At 26.9% G+C, this 17,467-nt stretch carries 24 protein-coding genes; 21 read left to right on the top strand and 3 right to left on the bottom strand.

Features of this window, described 5'->3' with window-relative positions; all coding sequences use genetic code 11:
- Positions 1–7 precede the first annotated feature (7 nt).
- From CCORG_RS08755 to CCORG_RS08855, 21 genes are all read left to right on the top strand, one after another.
- Positions 8–391: a hypothetical protein gene (locus CCORG_RS08755; protein WP_025803663.1), complete on the top strand. Its 384-nt coding sequence runs from the start codon at positions 8–10 to the stop codon at positions 389–391.
- A 46-nt stretch (positions 392–437) separates the two neighbouring features.
- Positions 438–767: a hypothetical protein gene (locus CCORG_RS08760; RefSeq protein WP_025803664.1), complete on the top strand. Its 330-nt coding sequence runs from the start codon at positions 438–440 to the stop codon at positions 765–767.
- A gap of 3 nt (positions 768–770) precedes the next feature.
- The gene (locus CCORG_RS08765) at positions 771–1,649 is read left to right on the top strand and encodes a hypothetical protein (RefSeq protein WP_025803665.1); all 879 of its coding nucleotides are present in this window, start codon (positions 771–773) and stop codon (positions 1,647–1,649) included.
- A 9-nt stretch (positions 1,650–1,658) separates the two neighbouring features.
- Complete coding sequence (locus CCORG_RS08770; protein WP_025803666.1) at positions 1,659–2,270, top strand: hypothetical protein; 612 nt, start codon at positions 1,659–1,661, stop codon at positions 2,268–2,270.
- Entirely contained in the window at positions 2,263–4,098 is a 1,836-nt protein-coding gene (locus CCORG_RS08775; protein WP_025803667.1) for a type IV secretory system conjugative DNA transfer family protein, read from the top strand. Before CCORG_RS08770 ends, CCORG_RS08775 begins: the two co-directional genes overlap by 8 nt.
- Position 4,099: 1 nt before the next feature.
- Positions 4,100–5,179, top strand: coding sequence for a hypothetical protein (locus CCORG_RS08780; protein WP_025803668.1), 1,080 nt, complete (start codon positions 4,100–4,102; stop codon positions 5,177–5,179).
- Between the two features lie 32 nt (positions 5,180–5,211).
- Complete coding sequence (locus CCORG_RS08785) at positions 5,212–5,637, top strand: hypothetical protein (RefSeq protein WP_025803669.1); 426 nt, start codon at positions 5,212–5,214, stop codon at positions 5,635–5,637.
- Positions 5,638–5,647: 10 nt separating this feature from the next.
- On the top strand, positions 5,648–6,151 hold the full coding sequence (locus CCORG_RS08790; RefSeq protein ID WP_025803670.1) for a hypothetical protein: 504 nt from the start codon (positions 5,648–5,650) through the stop codon (positions 6,149–6,151).
- Positions 6,152–6,183: 32 nt separating this feature from the next.
- Positions 6,184–6,618 carry a RepB family plasmid replication initiator protein gene (locus tag CCORG_RS08795; protein WP_152534271.1) on the top strand — a complete coding sequence of 145 codons (435 nt, stop codon included), beginning with the start codon at positions 6,184–6,186 and terminating at the stop codon, positions 6,616–6,618.
- Entirely contained in the window at positions 6,615–8,750 is a 2,136-nt protein-coding gene (locus CCORG_RS08800; RefSeq protein ID WP_025803672.1) for a hypothetical protein, read from the top strand. Before CCORG_RS08795 ends, CCORG_RS08800 begins: the two co-directional genes overlap by 4 nt.
- Positions 8,751–8,834: 84 nt before the next feature.
- On the top strand, positions 8,835–9,338 hold the full coding sequence (locus CCORG_RS08805; RefSeq protein ID WP_025803673.1) for a hypothetical protein: 504 nt from the start codon (positions 8,835–8,837) through the stop codon (positions 9,336–9,338).
- Between the two features lie 3 nt (positions 9,339–9,341).
- Positions 9,342–9,665 carry a hypothetical protein gene (locus tag CCORG_RS08810; protein WP_025803674.1) on the top strand — a complete coding sequence of 108 codons (324 nt, stop codon included), beginning with the start codon at positions 9,342–9,344 and terminating at the stop codon, positions 9,663–9,665.
- A 140-nt stretch (positions 9,666–9,805) separates the two neighbouring features.
- Entirely contained in the window at positions 9,806–10,087 is a 282-nt protein-coding gene (locus CCORG_RS08815) for a hypothetical protein (protein WP_025803675.1), read from the top strand.
- Positions 10,080–10,448, top strand: a complete 369-nt coding sequence (locus CCORG_RS08820) for a hypothetical protein (protein ID WP_025803676.1) — start codon at positions 10,080–10,082, stop codon at positions 10,446–10,448. The genes CCORG_RS08815 and CCORG_RS08820 overlap by 8 nt, the downstream gene beginning before the upstream one ends.
- Complete coding sequence (locus CCORG_RS08825) at positions 10,426–10,917, top strand: hypothetical protein (protein WP_025803677.1); 492 nt, start codon at positions 10,426–10,428, stop codon at positions 10,915–10,917. The genes CCORG_RS08820 and CCORG_RS08825 overlap by 23 nt, the downstream gene beginning before the upstream one ends.
- The gene (locus tag CCORG_RS08830) at positions 10,914–11,954 is read left to right on the top strand and encodes a hypothetical protein (RefSeq protein ID WP_025803678.1); all 1,041 of its coding nucleotides are present in this window, start codon (positions 10,914–10,916) and stop codon (positions 11,952–11,954) included. Before CCORG_RS08825 ends, CCORG_RS08830 begins: the two co-directional genes overlap by 4 nt.
- Positions 11,951–12,268 carry a hypothetical protein gene (locus CCORG_RS08835; RefSeq protein ID WP_025803679.1) on the top strand — a complete coding sequence of 106 codons (318 nt, stop codon included), beginning with the start codon at positions 11,951–11,953 and terminating at the stop codon, positions 12,266–12,268. The genes CCORG_RS08830 and CCORG_RS08835 overlap by 4 nt, the downstream gene beginning before the upstream one ends.
- Position 12,269: 1 nt before the next feature.
- The gene (locus CCORG_RS08840; protein WP_025803680.1) at positions 12,270–12,563 is read left to right on the top strand and encodes a hypothetical protein; all 294 of its coding nucleotides are present in this window, start codon (positions 12,270–12,272) and stop codon (positions 12,561–12,563) included.
- A gap of 93 nt (positions 12,564–12,656) precedes the next feature.
- Positions 12,657–13,661, top strand: coding sequence for a hypothetical protein (locus tag CCORG_RS08845; protein WP_025803681.1), 1,005 nt, complete (start codon positions 12,657–12,659; stop codon positions 13,659–13,661).
- Between the two features lie 9 nt (positions 13,662–13,670).
- Positions 13,671–15,131: an ImmA/IrrE family metallo-endopeptidase gene (locus tag CCORG_RS08850; RefSeq protein WP_025803682.1), complete on the top strand. Its 1,461-nt coding sequence runs from the start codon at positions 13,671–13,673 to the stop codon at positions 15,129–15,131.
- Between the two features lie 10 nt (positions 15,132–15,141).
- Entirely contained in the window at positions 15,142–15,708 is a 567-nt protein-coding gene (locus tag CCORG_RS08855) for a hypothetical protein (protein WP_172658587.1), read from the top strand.
- 23 nt (positions 15,709–15,731) lie between these two features.
- Here the strand turns inward: CCORG_RS08855 and CCORG_RS08860 are convergent, their stop codons facing one another.
- The 3 genes from CCORG_RS08860 to CCORG_RS08870 form a co-directional block, all read right to left on the bottom strand.
- Complete coding sequence (locus tag CCORG_RS08860) at positions 15,732–15,995, bottom strand: hypothetical protein (protein ID WP_025803845.1); 264 nt, start codon at positions 15,993–15,995, stop codon at positions 15,732–15,734.
- 18 nt (positions 15,996–16,013) lie between these two features.
- On the bottom strand, positions 16,014–16,670 hold the full coding sequence (locus CCORG_RS08865; protein WP_025803844.1) for a ParA family protein: 657 nt from the start codon (positions 16,668–16,670) through the stop codon (positions 16,014–16,016).
- A gap of 166 nt (positions 16,671–16,836) precedes the next feature.
- Positions 16,837–16,980 (bottom strand): hypothetical protein, encoded by a 144-nt coding sequence (locus CCORG_RS08870; RefSeq protein WP_161632388.1) that lies wholly within the window; start codon positions 16,978–16,980, stop codon positions 16,837–16,839.
- Between the last annotated feature and the right edge of the window lie 487 nt (positions 16,981–17,467).

Genomic DNA, 17,467 nt, shown 5'->3' on the forward strand with positions numbered 1-17,467 from the left:
ATAACAAATGAAAAAAATAATTTTTTTATTAGCAATTTTAGGTATTAGCCTTGCTTTTGGTGCAGGGGAATTTGACAATGTAGGTGGTGTTGTAGATAGCTTTGATAAGCAAGTTAGCACTACTTCTGGTGCAGGCTTAAGAATATTAATGGGTTGGCTACCTTTAATTTGTATGGGTGCAGGACTATTTTTAGCAATTAAGCACTCAAAACAGCAAGCCGATCAAGATAAAGATAACAATAAAGTTTTTATCACTAGTGCTATTGCAACCATTGCAGGTGCTATTGTTGGTGTTTTAATTGACGCAGGAATAGGGGCTGTATTATTGCAAGATAGTATGAAAGGTTTAAAAGTTCTAACTGATTATTGGACGAGTGCTTTAAATATTTAAATTTTTAAGAGTGGTATTTTCTTATCACTCTTTTAAAAGGAAAAAAATGAAAAAATTAATTTTAATTTTATTTTTAGTTGAATTTGTAAATGCTTATTGCTATAAAGCTCCTTGTCAAACTCAAATTCAAAGTGCAAAAGCAAATGCTATAAGTGTTATAGAAAATTCATATAAAAATAACAATAATGCTTTAAATAATTTAGAAAAGGCTTATTTAGAATATGAAAAAGCTCTTATAGAACAAAATAGACTTTTGGAAAACATAAAGACAATTAAGGCTAATAGTCTTTTAGAAGAAAAATTATTACTCTTTAAATTAAAAAAACATAATGAATTAAGAAGTAAGAACATAGATATAAAAAATAACAAGGAATAAAAAATGAGTTTAGTTTTTATTTTAACAGGAATTTTCATAGTATTTGCTATTTTTTATGGCTATACTTTACCAAACCATAAAAAAGATATTAGATATATTCATATGTATAGTGGGCTAACTTGCATTGTTATAATATGGTCTATTTATACACTTGGCTTTTTAAGTAAAAATTTAGATAACTATACACCTAAATTTAGATTTATTTATATTGTTTTATTAGTTGGTATTTTATTTTTTCTAAAATATTTAAGAAGCTTTGTAAAAAAACCGAATTTAGAAATAGTTGTTAAACAGATGAATTATTGGGGTATAGACGCAAAAAAAATATCTCAATTTTATTCTTATAGAAGAATAAATAAAGACGATAGAATTGAAACAAAAGTCAACGAATTAAGCAAAAAATTTTATAGAACTTACTCAAACGAACATAAATTTTTAACAGGTAACATTTTTTACGATATGAATAATTTACAATTAACAACTATAAAAAATACTAATGAGCTTGATAATATCATTCTTTACAAAACAATTTTTAACAAAATACAAGAACTTAATAAAAGTGCTGAATTAAGTGTAGATTATGAAGAAATTTTAAAAGAAAATAATTTTATAGCTGAATATTTCTTAATAGATTGTTGGTGTAGATTTACAAAACCTTTTAATATAGGACTTGCAAATTTAGATATGTTAGCTACAAATTTCACACAAAAAGAACTAATCGGAGCTATTGACAATGCTGATTTAAATAGTGTAAAAAGAGTTGGTGCAGGACTATTTTTTAAATATGCTTTGTTTAAAGATTTAATACCAAAAGAAGACGAAGAAGAACAAAATTTTAGCAGTGAAGACGAAAATAGTAGCGATGAAGACGAAGATTTTTAGGAATATAAAATGAATGATTTAAAAATTTTTAAACTCGGACTTGCTTTTGCTGAAGTATTACAAGGCGATAAAGAGGCTATTGCGGATATAAAAAAACTATATGATAATCACCCTGAAATGTTTGAAAATATTGAAGATTTGATAAATGTAATACAAGAAGTAGCACTAGAGCCTAAAATTATAGTAAATGCAAAAAGAGAGGGTGCTTATTTAGGAGCTAAAGTATTAGATAAAAAGAAAATGGGAGAAATAGCAATAGAAAATGATAGTGGAACAAATGTTATTTTTCACGCAAATAAAAAAAGAGAAAAAGAATTTTTTAAAATAGAAAAACAACTACAGGTAGAGACCCCCACACCCTCTACACATCGAGACCTGCCGACAGGGGAGCTAGTAAATGATAAAAATCAATTACCTGGCAAAAATTTGCATTCTGTAGTTGTAGATGAGAATATTATATCAAAATCAGATAAAAACAGCAATGAAATAGAAGAAGTAAATTTACTAAAAGAGAGTTTTGATGAAAAAATGAAAGAGCTTAAAAATGATTTTAATGACATCTGGAACGATGAAAAAAATAAAACAAATAAAAATTCTAATATAAGGATAAAAAATGGCTGAAAAAGTAGAATATTTAGAAGAACGATTTTTTAAACCTGATAGAGAAACCATAAAATCAGTTTTTATGAAAGATGAATTTTTTAGAATTTTAATTTATCTAATTACCCTAATTGGAGTAGTAAGTTGTGTTTTAATAATTTTTAATAAAGGCAATTATACTTTAGATTTTTTAGCTAGAACTTCATTTTGTATATTATGTGTTTTATCACTTGCAATTTATCTAAGTAGAAATAAGACGCATAAAGATAATGAAAACATTACAGAAAATAGCCCTAATAGTAAGCCTTATATGATAAATATCGGATATGAAGCAAAAAAACTAAAAGGTAGTGCTGTAAAGACAGGCAAAGACAAAAGTAATCTAATAAGACCGCTTTTACTTAATGCAGAGCAATTTAAAAGACATGTGCTAATAATGGCAACTATTGGAGCAGGAAAATCAGTTTTTATGAAAGGAATGATAGAACAACACGCACTTTTGGGCGGTGGTGGGCTTTGTGTGGATGGCAAAGGAACGGCTGAATTTGCTAAGGAAATTTACGGACTTTTCGTATCTTTAGGAAGAGAAGACGACTTTATACACATAAATTTTTTAGATATGGATAATACACACACAATTAATCCTTTATTAAGTGGTGGAGCAGAAGCACTATATGAAATACTTATAGCTTTACTTGCAGGAGAAGAAAACGAGTGGAAAGCAAAACAAAAAGAATATATCAAAAATATTTTAAAACTTTTGGTATGGCGTAGAGATAACGAGGGTTTGCCACTTGATTTTAGTGTTTTGGCTGAATATATGACTTTAGGAAGACTTGTTAAAGACGCTTTGAAATACAGAAGTAAGGCTTATGAAAGCACTTCAATAGAAGACTATATACAATTTGTAAGTTCATCTATTGCTATCGACTACAACGAATTTTTAAGAAAAAAAGGCGAAGATTTTGAAAAACAATGCTTAGACGCTAGTCAGAATACAGATTTGCAGGGTGTTTATGACGCTAGTATGTCAGCTCAAGCTTGGCGAGGTATTATCACAAATTTAAAGAGTGATTATGGAAGAGTTTTTAATACTCAAACGCCTACAATTAGTATGTGGGAGGCGGTGCAAAGAAATAAATTTATATTTGTAACTTTACCAACTATGGCAAGTGATACAACTCCAAAAGACTTAGGAAGACTTATTTTAGGGCTTATTAAAGGTGTAGCTGCTGAAAAAGCGGAAAAAGCGGTAGAACCGAAAATTCCTTTTGTTTGTTGGTTTGATGAAATAGGGAGCTACATAATAGACGGCTTTGGAAGATTAATGTCTAAATCAAGAGCTTTAGGAATTTCTATTATTCCGATTTTTCAAAGTCCAGCTCAAATAAATGTAGTTGGTAAATTAGTAGGAAATGAAAGCACGGAATTAAGCGAAATAAAAGACACTACGGGAACTCATATTTTGATGAAAAATATTAACCCTGAAGCAACTGAATTTTATGCAAAAATGGTAAAAGAAAAAAAATATATAGATATGGAGTTTGCTGATAGAAGAGCAGGTTTTAAAGGAAGTTTAGGCGTAGAAGATAGATATAAAGTTGAAAAAGAACAGGCAGTAAAACACGAAGAGGTAATCGCTATGAATAACGGCGAAATGATAGTTTTTAATGACGGAAAGGCTTACAGGGCTATTAGCACAACTGAAAGCTCATTAAGTATCGGTAAGAAAATAACTTATAAAGAAAAAGAAACAACACCTATTCCATTAACCGATTATATACCTAAGAAGTTATTTTTAAAAGAAGTTTATAAAATGTATAAAAAAATAGAAAAAGAGGTGGTTTAAGATGAAAAAGATAGTTTTTAGTTTAATTTGTAGTGTATCTTTGCTTATTTCTAACCCATTAAATGAATTAAGCGGTAAAGAGATAAATAAAGGGATAAACGAAGCTTTAGGAGGGTTAGATATTATATGGAAAAAATTTAACGAACTCGATAAGTTAAGCAAAGGAACATTATCACAATGTATTCCTTTACCAAATAAAACAAGTAAAGCAAATATATGCTCTTTAATACCTGATATGGGATATGAAATAGAGATATGCGGAAAGGGAATTTATAACAACCATAGAATACCTTTGCAAGAATATTGCAATTTTGGTGGCAGTAGTGGTAAAAAAACCGAAAAACAAGGCGGTGGAACAATAAGCACTACTGAAAATAGAGGTAAAGATATAGGCGGTGGAACTTATACAGGCGGTGAAACTCCAAAAACTCATTATGGTAGTGGTGGAAATGGAAATATTAAAAAGGCTATAGAAGATAAAAGCATTGCAAATACAAGCTTTTTACAAAATAACCAAGACAATTTAAAACTTTTAGATGATATAGCAAAAGATACAGGCAAGGGTATTAATGAAGTAACATTAGATGATATAGTAAGCAAATCACCAAAAGACCAAGAAGCTTATTTTAAAGAAAGAGATACATTAATACAAAGTCATACGCAAGATTTAATTTCTTATTCGCCTTATGCTTTATCTATTGCATTAGAACAAGGAATTCAAAATTTGCAAGGCAGTGCAGCCAAAAATAAGGCTAATGAAATTACACAAAAAGCTATAGAAGCCTTAGATATTATGCAAAACAATAGAGAAGCAAACGAGCTAGAAAAAATAAGAAAAAGTAGTGATTTTGTTTATCCTACAAAAGAAATGGTCGATTTATTAAGGAATGATAAAAAAATCGAAGCAGTTGTAAAAATACAAGAGCAAATTAAAAGAGAAGCTGACGCAATAGCAAAAATCAGAGTAGAAAATGAAAAAAGAAAAAATATTTTATTATTAACAGAACAAAAAGCTTTAATAATGAATGAAAAATTTGATAGAGCTAGTGCTAGAAAAGAAATTGAAGCATTAATTAAATAGGCTAAAAATAATTAAAATAAAGGAAATAGACAATGGGTAAAGAGATAAAAAGTGTAGAAGATTTTACAAAAAAACTAGAAGACGGTGATAAAGATCTAAAAGAGATGGTTAAGAACTTTACTAATGTAATGACAAACATAAGAATAGATATAAATTCAATGGCAAAATATTTCAAAGATGAAATAAAAATCTTAAAAAATTCAGTAAAAAACATTGAAACCGATATAGATGAAATGGAAGATGAATTTGGAGAATTTGCTAAAGAAATTGATAAGAATTCAAAAGTTGCAGAAAATAATAAAAATAATTCTGAAGTAGATTATTTTTCAAAGCTCATCAGTGATGACTTTACAGAACGTGAAACAAGATTGCTTGAAAGTGTAGAAGAGCTTTTAGCAAAACGACTTAATAGCCAAAATGCAAAACCAAAAAGAAAAAAAATACTAGGTATTTTCTAAGGGGGATAAAATGAGTAATTTTTATGACAGCTTTAAATCAAGGACTACAGCAAGGAAGCAAGATAGAGTAAAAAGAAGACAAGCAACAAATTTAAATTTAAATTCTAATGATGTTTTATCAAGTAAAGCTATGGTACTTATTTTAATGAGTTTAGCAAAAGATATATTTAGCGACGCACAAAATTTAAAAAAATATTTTGATGAAAACAAAGCAATGGCTAATGCAAACAAGGCTGAAGAATTGATTAAGATGATACAAGAAGCAAGGGCAGAAGGTAAAGATTTAAATTTAGCTATTGCTGAAAGCGATAAATTTAAAGAAATTTTAAAAGAATTTGATCCCGAAAAATACGAAGAAAATTTAAGAGATATTAAAGAGCAAATTCAAAGCGATAAAAAAGACTTAAAGTTAGAAGATATTTTAATGGATAAAAGCACACAAAGGCAAGATATTAATAAAAATGCTGAAAGACAAGGTATTAATAGAAATACCCAAAAACAAAGGCAAAACTAATATTTTAGAAAGTTATAAATATGGAAAATAGTGTGAAAGAAGAAAAATTAGAATACTTACTAAAAGAAATAGTCAGTATTTTAGAAGACCATATTAAACAAAATAATGAATTGTTGGATTATGGAAAAAAGCTTAAATTTGAAAGGAAATACGCATATAAATTTTATGAAATATTTTGTGATATGTTACTAAATTTTAGATATGTGAATTTTTTTAATAATGAAGAGCTTTATAGAAAATTAGAAATTCCTAAATCTATGCAATATACATCTAAATTATTAAAAAGTGTTATAAAACCTAGTTTAGCTGAAATCAATGCGAAAACTTTATTTTTGGCAAGATATAAAATTGATAAAAATAAAAAAAGAATTTTATTTATAGTAGATACTAAAAAAACAATTTTAACCGATAGAGAAATACTTAGAAAAATTATAAACGCTATTAAAAATAGTAAGGATAAGCAATGAAAGCAAAAAATATTTTTTTAATTTTTTTCTTATTGCTAAATTTTTTAAATGCTAATGATATAAAATCACAGCAAGATTTAGCTCAAGAAAAAATGTTTTTAGATAAAAACGATGAGGTTATAGAAAGGCAATGTATTCCAACTTGTAGAAAAGTAAATAACAATTTTATAGCTTTAGTTGTAGATTTTGACCCTAAGAGTGGTATGACTTATTGTGATATTTACGATAAAAACGATTTATCAAACCCTACAGGAATTATGGCAAATACCAAAAATAAATTTTGTAGAGAGATGACAAATAAAAAAGTTAGCCCAAAAACTTTATTAAGCTATGGTAAAGGTTATGATAATGCTTCAAGTTTAGCATATAAGCCAAATAATGTCACTCTTACTAAATTTTTAGCAGGACTTGTTACACTAGACCCTGAACTTATTGATTTTAAAACTACAGAGGCTACAGGAAGACTAACCTTAAAAGACCCTACGGCAGTTTATGGAACAAATACAACAGATATAACAGGCGATGATATGTTAATTGCTACAACTGATAATCTAAATAAGTCAAATTTAGCATATTATTCTATGCTTTATGAAAATATGAGTAATGTTTATACAGCTTTACAATATATACTTTTAGTTTGTGTAGGCGGTTGGTTTTTCGGAGTTTTAGGAATAAAAAAATTAAATGAAAGAATAGAAAAAGCAAATAATCAAGGAAGAGTTTTAAATACTTTTTTAGTGCCTGTGATAGCCTTTGCTACTTTTTTTATGCCTATACCTGAAAGTAGCGGAATGAACGGAACTATTATACAAAAATTGATTAGAGCTTCAGCTAATATAAGTAATGACTTTGCAGATAGAGTAGGCACTATTGGTGCAGAAGCATATATGCAAAAACTTTATTCTAGTGTGGGAGCATTTTCAATAGAGGGCGAAAAAATTTTAAGAGAAGACGCTTTAAATTTACCTACGATAAAGCTTAGTTATGAATTAGCCTTAGATGAGTGTAAAAAAAGATACCCAAATATAGCAAGTTTTATGCAAGAGAGCCATTCTACAGATTTTTTCAATGTTAATGGAAAAGATGAAAAATATACATATTTAGGTTGTCAGAACATAGAACATTCTTTACAATCTTATCAGTCATTAGAAAGACAAAATAAATTATATTTAGGTGCTTTAGAAAAAAGTATAAAAAATAATAAACTTGATACGCTTTTAAAACAAATTAATGATAGCGTAAATAAAAGAGAAAATGAACTAGGTTGGATAAATTCAACTATAATACCTGCTATGAATGTATTAGTGCAAAATATTTCTTTAATAGAAGATAACGATATAGCTTTACAAATACAAGAAGACAATAAAAAAATTACAGAACAAACTTCAAAAGAAAAAGCCACTTCAAATTCAGAAAATAGAAAAGAAATGGGAAGAGGAGAAGCGCAAGAAGAAATAGCATTAATTATGGGAAATTTGGCATATCTTATTTTGCCTGGTGCAGGGGAAATTTTAAATGTTATAAAAGAGTTTTTTACTTCTTGGGGTGGAAATATACCTATATTAAAAGGTTTTTTAAACGCAAGTGGAACTATAGCAGGAATTGGAACTATTATGATAATGTATAATCAAATACTTCAATATATACCATTGACAGTATCGATAGTGGCTTCAGCCTTAGCATTTTTAGGATATATTATAGAGCTAGCAAAGTTTTTCTATATAACGCCATTTGTTACAGCTTTTTCTCTAACTGCAGGAAGACAAAATAAAATAACTGAATTTTTAGTAACAGGAATAACTATTTTTATAAAACCTATTTTAATAGTTATATTTATATATTTCGCACTATTTATTTATGGACTTTTTACTGATATTTTTATGATTTATTCTTTAGAGCAACTTGGAATGATGAGAGAACTACAAAATCAAACAATTTTAACTATGGTTATGGGAATTTTTAGCACATTGTTAAAAATAGTTGGAGCTATTGGAGCAACTTATATTATGTGGAAAATCATTTTAACTGCACCTAATTGGGTTATGAAAATGATAGGATTAAATGATAGTGGAGCTAATAATATGGTAGAACAACTCAGTAGAAATTTGGAAAGGTATAGTCTTCAAGTATAGAGTTATTAAAAAGTTATGAATTTTATAATAATCAATTAAGAATATTAATTGTATAATTCTTACAATATATAATAAGGAGTAAAAATGTTTAAATTTAACAAAACAATAGGCATTGTAAGTGATGCAAATATAGAAGATATTACAAATGTTACAGGAAATAGAAGAAATATAAAAACAGATAATCATAGTAATTTAAATTTTTATATCAATGACAAAAACTATACCTTAAGCTTTATGAATTCAAAAATAATAGATGATAAAGACAAAATAAAATTATTATATGTAAATCTACCTTTTGGAAGAAATGAAGTTTTAACTATAAAAAATTTAACTAAAAATAGAAATGATTTTAATTCGAGATTTTTAAAGATATTTTTTACAATAATATCTTTATGTATTCCAACATTTTTTTCAATTCTCATATTTTTTTTAATGTGTTCTAGTGAAGATATTAGCAAATTTTTTACTATTTTATTGTTTTTATTTATAATTTCCTTGCTACTTATAATGTTTATTATGGCATATTCATTATTTTTTATGAAGAAAAATAAAAAATGGCTTTTAGAAGATGATTTTAAGAAAGAATAGACAATGAAACAAGAAATTGCAAATAACATTTTAAAGACTTGCTATTGGGGAAATATAAATCTTACACCTGAGAGCTTATTAAAAGAAATAGATAATAAAGACTTTGCAAGAGTGATTTTTAGTGCAATTTTTCAAAATTCTACTTCCTTGCTTACAGATTTATCTATTATCAAAAATGAGTACATTGTGGAGTTTATAAAAGAAAAAGAAGCTAAATTAAAAAGCAATAGCTTTAACAATAGATTTTTTAAAAAACGACTTGACTGCCTAATAAATTTATATATTGATAATTCACACGATATAAGGGCTAGAAATTGGAACTTTTAGATAAATATAAAGCTTTATATAATGCTCAAGATAAAATACTTAACTTACTTGCTAAAAGCGGAGTAGGTTTGTGTTTAATTTGAAGATGACAAAGTGTAAACAGCTAAAAACAGGTCAAATAGTATAAGGAAGAATAAACAATGAAAAAGATAACTTTATTAATACTTTTACCATTTTTTCTATTCGCACATTCGCCTAGTGCTTTAGAATATTTAGCAGAGGAGCATAAATGGGTTAATGATACTCACAAGGTGCAATATCAAACTATTATAAATAAAAAAGAACTAATGAAGCATATTCTTTTAAATTTAAATAATTATGTATTTAATTTAGAAAAATACGAATTTATGATTTTTAATCATTTTTTAATTAATTCACAAAATGATTTTACAAAGAAAATAAAAGGGAGTGGTAATGAGTAGTCAAATGACTAATAAAAAAGAGGGTAGCTTATCAAATACGCTTTTTAAAGAGCAGTTTAGATTAAAATTAGGTGTAGTTTATTTATTTGCTAGTGGGTTTAATATAATCGCTTTAATTATTTGTTATTTTGTTTATAAAACTTCAACATTAGATAGAGCTATTTCAATTTATTTGCTTTTGATAATACTCTATTATAAATTTGGTTTTAAATTTACAAAAGACGGCGGTTTTTATAATATGTTTATTTTTAGGTTGTTATCAAAATTTCAACAAAGAGCTTATAAGATTTATAGAGATATTTTAAAAGAAAATTCAGCAAAAAAGATAGGTGGCAAAAATGAAAAAAATAGTATTAATTAGTTGCTTTTTAGCATTTAGTTTATATGGTGCAAATTTGGATATAAAATCTAATTCAGAAGTTTTTAATAAAAATTTAGTAGAGATTAAAAATGTAAAAGAAAGCATAAACTCTAGTAGTGGTAGAGAAGGAGCTGAACTTAATAAATATTTTCATTGGGAAGTTTTGCCTAATGCTTTTAGTGATGTTATAAAAATAGATGATGATGAGGGCTTTAAATCAATGTTAAAAGTATTGAACGAACTTAATATAGATATAAACAGCTTTTCAGAAGAAAACAGCATTTACAGCATTGCAAAAGAGATTATAGACAACAACTCAATAAACTGTATGAAAGTTTTAACTTTGTCAAATTTTAACTTTAAAAACAAAGTTTTAGATAAAAACTATAATCAAATAAGTTTATTAGATTATGCTAGAAACAGTGGAGCAAGTAAAGAAATTATATCTTTACTTGATAATTTAAAATGAAATTTAAGCTTTTTTTCTATGCTAGTTTATTATTTACTTTAGCTAATGCTAATGAAATTTGTAAATTATCAAATACACCTTACGGACAGCTAATAAGACAACACGAAAGCGGAAATAATTATAATATATATAACTTTTACAAAGTGAATTCTAGTGGTAAAGAATATTTATCTAAATCAAGTGCAAATTTTAGCGATATGACTATAGCAAAAGTAGTGCAAAATCAAAAAGAAAATAAAATGTTTGCAGTAGGGGCTTATCAAATAGTAAATTATAATAAAGCACCTGTATTAGATGAAGCTATAAGTTATTTAGGAATAAGCCCTTTAGATAATTTTACAAAAAAATTACAAGATAAAATCTTTGATGATTATCTTACAAAATCAAAAAGAAGTGGCATAAATAATTATTTTTATGGTAATGGCTCTTTGGAGGCAGGGGCGTTAGATACCGCTAGAGAATGGGCTAGTATGCCTGTAAAAAAAGGCACTAGGATAGCAGGAAATTTAATATCTAAATCTAATTGTTATGTTAGTTATTATGCTAGCAATGGAATAGACGGCTCACATATATGCTATGAAACTTTAATAAATGCAATGAAAGTAAGTAAAGAGCAATTGCTTAGCAATGCTTGTAATCCTACTAAAGATATAAATAAAGACGAAGAAGCAGTCAAAAAAGATAAAGAAGAGGGTAATTATCAAGGCGAAACAGGGGGCTTTACTGAAATAAATTCAGGTGCAGGTGGTGGCGGTGCTTGTGGCGGTTGTAGAGATTGGGGTATTGGTGCAAGGCTCGGAAATCAAACTTTGAGTAAGTTTGAAGCATTAGATAAAGAAACGATATCAGAAATTCAAAAAATTATAGACAAAATTTACAAAGCTCATAGAGAACTAGAAGTAAGCTCAAAAAACATTCTTATACAAAATCAAAAGTTATTAGAACTTGAAGCCGAAGTAGAACAAAAAAGAATTTTTAATGCTGAAATAATTAATATGTTGCAAAATGTAATTAATACAAAAGGAGCTGAAAAATGAGAATATTTTTATCATTAATATTGCTTTTAAATTTCGGTTTTGGTGGTGTATGGAGTAGTAGTAGTGAAGACGGAATTAATCAAGCTTTTAATGAGTATAACAATAAAATTAAAACTGAAAACGATAATATCGTAAAAAGATACAATGAAATTAAAAACGGCGTAGTAGATAGAATTTTAAAAAATGATGAATTAAAAAAAGAACTTTTAAAAAGACATAAGATTTTATTAGTTGATGAAACAACAGAAAAATACGGCTTAGAGTTAGAATTTGAAAGATTAAAACAATTACTAAATAACGAGGGGACTAATTAAGATGAAAAAAATATTTTTAATAATTTTTATGCTTTTTAGCAGTTGTTTTGGTTGCCTTTGTGTAGGCGATATAAATGCAGGTTTTAACGGCTCTAGTAGTCAAATTTCAAATGTAATAGACAATGCTACAAATATAATAAACAATAAACTAATCAAAGAAATTAACAAAAATACAGAAGATATAAAAGCTCAAAATTTAGAACTTGAAAAACTATTAAAAGCATATAAAGAAGAACTAGCTGAAAAAAAAGAGATATTATTTTTACTAGAAAAAATTGAAAAGTTACTAAAATAATAAAATTAATTAAAAAAATTGTAATATTTATACAATTTTAAAAAATATTTGATATACTTTTACAAATTAGTTTTATTTTGTAGGAGTTTTAAAATGTTTATAGAAGATAAAAATAATATAACAAGTTTAGATACTAAAGTAGATATTAAAATATATGCTGAAAAATTTTATCTTGATAATGATAAAGAAGCAGAAATCGTAAAAGATACGGGTACAAAAATCTTTACAGAAATTGATAGATACGGAGATGAAACGAAATTTACAAAATATTTAGCTATATCTTTGGAGGGGCTAGAAACCACTATTGATAACAAAAATTATAAGTGGAGCAAAAAAGATAACTTAGTCGTTAGTGAATGTAACGATTATAATATAGATAAATTTTTTAGTCTAGATTTTGAAAATAAACTAAATTTTAAAAAAGAACTTCAAAAAAGCTTTATAGAAGAATTTGAAAAAGCTGTAACAAATCAAGCAAAACAGCTAAATTTATACGATTTCTTTAATGAAATAGTTACAAAAAAAATGACAGAATTCATCCAAGACAAACAAAATACAGATAATGAAGAAAATACGCAAAACAGCAAAGAAGAAGTAGATTGCTATTATGTATTAGATGAAAATACTATTGTTTATAGTCCAAAAGAGGGTGAAGAAGAACGAATAAAGGTAAGTGATAATACATTTGAGAAAGCTGATTATCGCTTAATATCAAAAGAAGATAAAATAGCTGACCTTTTAGAATTATTGCAATACAATACTTTTGATAGAACAAATATGGAAATGTTAAAATCAGATTTAGATAGATTATTTAGCCTTGATGATAATACTATGCTTTTCTCATCTCTTAGTTCAAATTATTTTATACCGTTAGAAACTGATGAAAACGGAAAACTCACACAAGAAAGAAACCCTAATGCTTTTAATATTTTAGAAGATATAAGAGAGTATGAAAATGAAAAACAAAATGTATCTTTAGAAGATAATTTAGAAAACATCAAAAATCTAAGCAACGATTTCAATAATATTTTTTCAAATTCAGATGATAATAAGTCTACACAAGAAAATAAAAATTCAAATGTTAAAAAACAAAGATAGGGGCTAAAAATGGAAGAAAAAGACTTTAAAAATTGGTTAATTAGCTTTATAGAAGAAAATCAAATTAATCAAAATAATACTTTTAGTTATAGAAACAAAGACGGAAGTAATAGAAAAATATCAGTAGAACAAATTTTAGATTATGTTGATAATACAGACAATGAAGACATAAAATTAAAATTTAAAGAAAGCTTAGAAAAAGGTAAAGAAGCTGATAATATATTAGGTTATATGTATAATGCTTCTAGGCGTTTTCCTATAGAAGAAAAAGTAGAAGTTAGAGAAAAAGCTGAAGCAAAAACCGATAGTTGGTTTAAAAAAAATGAGAGAATAAAAGAATTAACAACAAAAGCATTTGAAAGACTTGAAGCTCGAATGAAAGATCCTGTAACAGCTAAAGCCGCCGTAAAAACATATAATGAATTTATCTCGCAGTTTAAAAATCTTTATAACTATAGCTTTAATAATAATCAACTTATTTTCGGACAAATGCAAGGTAGAAATATGCCTTATACTGGTGTTATTAAATCAGAAAAAGACTGGAATTCACTCAATGTTGAGGTTGATAAAAATAGTAAGCCTTTAATGATATATGTGCCTTTAAAATCGCCTGTATGGGAAACAGAAACAATAACTGATGAAAATGGAAAACCAAAAGTAATTGTTAAACTTGATGATGACGGCAAAAAAATACAAAAAAAAGATGAAGACGGAAAACCACAATATACAACAAGCTTTAGATTAAGTGGTAAGGTATTTGATGTATCACAAACAGACGCATTTGAAAAAGGCTATAAAAAGGCTATAAATGAAGATATAGACTATATAAAGACTATAGACTATACTAAAAGTAAACTTAACATAATAGCTAATGAAATAAGCTCAGCTATAAATGTAACTATAAATTTTCAGCCGATAAAAGAAGCTCAATTAGGTTATTATACCTATAGTGGTGGAGAACATAAAATTTTTGTAGATAGCTCTTTGTCAGTAGAAAAACAATTATCAGTTCTACTTCACGAGTTGGGTCATAGAATTATACATAAAGTTGATGTAGATAAAAGAGTATATGAAGATAAAGAAACACCTAAATCACTAGGAAGAAAAGAAGCTGAAGCGGAAAGCTTTGCATATGTTGTAGGACAGCAATTTGGAATAGACACACCTTCAGGCGAATATATATTGCCTTATATACAAGGAACGGATATTAAATTAAAAGATATATTTGAAGATGTTTTTAAGGCGGTAAAACATTTTAATGATAGAGTTCAAATGAAGCCTATGATAACTTCTTTTATAAAATATGATAACGATATAGACAATATGAAAAAACTATTAGATGAGTATAAAGAGATAGATAATAGTGCTATAGAAGATATAAAAGAAGAGATGAAGCAAAAAGATAACAAAGAGAACAAACAAAATGATACTAAAAAAACAGAAAATAAAAATAAAAACAGACAAAGATAAAGGATAAAAAATGACAATAAATTTAGATGAAAATCAGATACAAGAAGTAAGAGAAACTTACGAGAAATTAAAAAATATCTATGAAAATAAATCACAAATGGAAATACTAAAAAAAGAGCGTGAAAATACCATTAAAGAGGGTATTGCTAGTATTTGTGATTTGAGAGATAATGAGGGTAATGTCGATATTAAAAAAGTAAAAATGCCATTATTAATAGCTTTGTTAAATGAAATTTTTAACGAGAAAGAAAATCCTAAAGAAACTGAATACTCTATTATGCAAGACTATAGAACGGCTTTAGAAGGTGGCGAAATTGAAGCTGAATTAATAACTAGCTATTTGCATTGTGATGAAGAGATAAAGGCTACAAAAAATGATATAAAAAGCGTATTTGCTGAAGTGTCTTTATTAGATAATGAAACTTGCAAAGCCTTAGAAGAACTTGCTAAAGAGTATTATAAAGAGATTAAGCAAGACAAAATGATTGAGGCAGGTTTTATTAAAGAAAAACCTATTAAAGATGATAGCGAATATAATGAGTTAAAAGAAAATTTAGAAGCAATATTAGAGAGTTAAACTCTCTAATATTTAAAAATATCTTATATTATTCCGTTTTCTTTTAACAACTCTCTTATAAAGCCACTACCGCTGTTTATTCCGTTTTCATTTAAATAAATTTGGAATTTGTTATAGTCATCTATCTCAAAATTTACGCTAAAATTTCTATATTGTTTTCTAGGTCTTTTTCTTCTTACTATATCATCATTGTTAATTTGCTCTTCTTCATTATTTGTTTTTTCTACTACTTCACTACCTTTTTGTATTGCATTTAGTGCCTCTATTGATAATTTTTTGCTACTCATTTTTACACTCCTTAATTTTTATGATATAATAATATTCTCAATTTCATTGTAAAGGCTATTAAGCTCAAATATAGCCTTTTCATCTCTAATATTTTCAGGCTCATCAAATACCGAATTTCCGTTTGATACTGAAAATTTAAACCTTACTCTATCTCTTACGACACTATTTAAAAAATTATAAACAGGCTTATCTTTAAAAGGCTCTTTTACATAGTCTATATTTTTTAAGCTAGGGTGTATTCTATTTAATACTACATAAGTCTTTAATTTATGATTTAAATTTACTTCAATTTCATCTAATATGTTGCTAAAATTTAATAATCTCATAATTTCTACAGGGCTATCAGATACAGGCGTTATAATTTTATCAGCAAATGCCAAAGCAATTCTATTGTTTGAACTATCAAAACCGCCTGTATCAATAATAACCATATCACTACTTGAAACTTGATTTAAAAAGCTTACTAGCTCATTAGTATTATCATAAGTTTTAATATTTAAAGTAGGTGTTACATTAAAAGCAATTCTAATCTTATTAAAATTTGATATAGAGTGTTGTCCGTCTAAATCTATTATAGCAACTTCAATTCCTTTTTTTCTTAAAAATACAGCATAGTTAAAAGCTAACATACTTTTTCCTACTCCGCCTTTAGGGTGTGAAAAAACTACTATCATTTTTTTCCTTTAATAATTATATATGATTAATATAATAATCATATTTGATTAATATTTTTATAATATATTTATATTATATCATTATTAATATAAAAAACATATTTAAAAATTTACAATTAAACAAACTAATATATTATTTATTTTTTATATTATTAGTTATAGCTTACTAAACTTCATCATCTTCTAATAAAGATAACATTTCTTCTTTATCTAACTTATGAAATTCCATAATACCTAAAAGCTCTATTAAGTTTTCGTCAAGCCCTCCGCTTATTTTAAAATCTTGTTCTTTTTCGTTAGCTAAAATCATTTTATATCCTTTAATTATGATTTAATTATTAAAAAATTAATAAATAATTCTCAACCTTTTAATAATAGTTATTATAGCATTATTGTTCTTAAAAGATTATTAATTTTATAATAATTAGTTAGTATAAATATGATAATTAAATATTAATTATTTATGATATTTAAATCATAATAGCTATATAGCAGGGGAACGCCCTGCCATATAGCAAACTCTAAGCAAAGTGGGAAACTCTCGCTTACATAGGACACGCCTAGCCCACCCCCACACTTAGAGTTAGCTACTTCATTCGGTGTGTAGCAAGGGGCTTTGCCCCTTGCTTTCAGTGGCTTTGCCACTGAAATACACACCGAATGAAGTAGCTAACTCTAAGTGTGGGGGTGGGCTAGGCGTGTCCTATGTAAGCGAGAGTTTCCCACTTTGCTTAGAGTTTGCTATATGGCAGGGCGTTCCCCTGCTATATAGCTATTATGATTTAAATATCATAAAT

This window comes from Campylobacter corcagiensis (assembly GCF_013201645.1).
GTDB classification, from domain to species: Bacteria; Campylobacterota; Campylobacteria; order Campylobacterales; family Campylobacteraceae; genus Campylobacter_B; species Campylobacter_B corcagiensis.

What these genes read in the sequence shown, in the direction of transcription:
- CCORG_RS08755 (WP_025803663.1), top strand. Translation starts at nt 8, where the DNA reads ATGAAAAAAATAATTTTTTTATTAGCAATTTTAGGTATTAGCCTTGCT.
- CCORG_RS08760 (WP_025803664.1), top strand. Translation starts at nt 438, where the DNA reads ATGAAAAAATTAATTTTAATTTTATTTTTAGTTGAATTTGTAAATGCT.
- CCORG_RS08765 (WP_025803665.1), top strand. Translation starts at nt 771, where the DNA reads ATGAGTTTAGTTTTTATTTTAACAGGAATTTTCATAGTATTTGCTATT.
- CCORG_RS08770 (WP_025803666.1), top strand. Translation starts at nt 1,659, where the DNA reads ATGAATGATTTAAAAATTTTTAAACTCGGACTTGCTTTTGCTGAAGTA.
- CCORG_RS08775 (WP_025803667.1), top strand. Translation starts at nt 2,263, where the DNA reads ATGGCTGAAAAAGTAGAATATTTAGAAGAACGATTTTTTAAACCTGAT.
- CCORG_RS08780 (WP_025803668.1), top strand. Translation starts at nt 4,100, where the DNA reads ATGAAAAAGATAGTTTTTAGTTTAATTTGTAGTGTATCTTTGCTTATT.
- CCORG_RS08785 (WP_025803669.1), top strand. Translation starts at nt 5,212, where the DNA reads ATGGGTAAAGAGATAAAAAGTGTAGAAGATTTTACAAAAAAACTAGAA.
- CCORG_RS08790 (WP_025803670.1), top strand. Translation starts at nt 5,648, where the DNA reads ATGAGTAATTTTTATGACAGCTTTAAATCAAGGACTACAGCAAGGAAG.
- CCORG_RS08800 (WP_025803672.1), top strand. Translation starts at nt 6,615, where the DNA reads ATGAAAGCAAAAAATATTTTTTTAATTTTTTTCTTATTGCTAAATTTT.
- CCORG_RS08805 (WP_025803673.1), top strand. Translation starts at nt 8,835, where the DNA reads ATGTTTAAATTTAACAAAACAATAGGCATTGTAAGTGATGCAAATATA.
- CCORG_RS08810 (WP_025803674.1), top strand. Translation starts at nt 9,342, where the DNA reads ATGAAACAAGAAATTGCAAATAACATTTTAAAGACTTGCTATTGGGGA.
- CCORG_RS08815 (WP_025803675.1), top strand. Translation starts at nt 9,806, where the DNA reads ATGAAAAAGATAACTTTATTAATACTTTTACCATTTTTTCTATTCGCA.
- CCORG_RS08820 (WP_025803676.1), top strand. Translation starts at nt 10,080, where the DNA reads ATGAGTAGTCAAATGACTAATAAAAAAGAGGGTAGCTTATCAAATACG.
- CCORG_RS08825 (WP_025803677.1), top strand. Translation starts at nt 10,426, where the DNA reads ATGAAAAAAATAGTATTAATTAGTTGCTTTTTAGCATTTAGTTTATAT.
- CCORG_RS08830 (WP_025803678.1), top strand. Translation starts at nt 10,914, where the DNA reads ATGAAATTTAAGCTTTTTTTCTATGCTAGTTTATTATTTACTTTAGCT.
- CCORG_RS08835 (WP_025803679.1), top strand. Translation starts at nt 11,951, where the DNA reads ATGAGAATATTTTTATCATTAATATTGCTTTTAAATTTCGGTTTTGGT.
- CCORG_RS08840 (WP_025803680.1), top strand. Translation starts at nt 12,270, where the DNA reads ATGAAAAAAATATTTTTAATAATTTTTATGCTTTTTAGCAGTTGTTTT.
- CCORG_RS08845 (WP_025803681.1), top strand. Translation starts at nt 12,657, where the DNA reads ATGTTTATAGAAGATAAAAATAATATAACAAGTTTAGATACTAAAGTA.
- CCORG_RS08850 (WP_025803682.1), top strand. Translation starts at nt 13,671, where the DNA reads ATGGAAGAAAAAGACTTTAAAAATTGGTTAATTAGCTTTATAGAAGAA.
- CCORG_RS08855 (WP_172658587.1), top strand. Translation starts at nt 15,142, where the DNA reads ATGACAATAAATTTAGATGAAAATCAGATACAAGAAGTAAGAGAAACT.
- CCORG_RS08860 (WP_025803845.1), bottom strand. Translation starts at nt 15,995, where the DNA reads ATGAGTAGCAAAAAATTATCAATAGAGGCACTAAATGCAATACAAAAA.
- CCORG_RS08865 (WP_025803844.1), bottom strand. Translation starts at nt 16,670, where the DNA reads ATGATAGTAGTTTTTTCACACCCTAAAGGCGGAGTAGGAAAAAGTATG.
- CCORG_RS08870 (WP_161632388.1), bottom strand. Translation starts at nt 16,980, where the DNA reads ATGATTTTAGCTAACGAAAAAGAACAAGATTTTAAAATAAGCGGAGGG.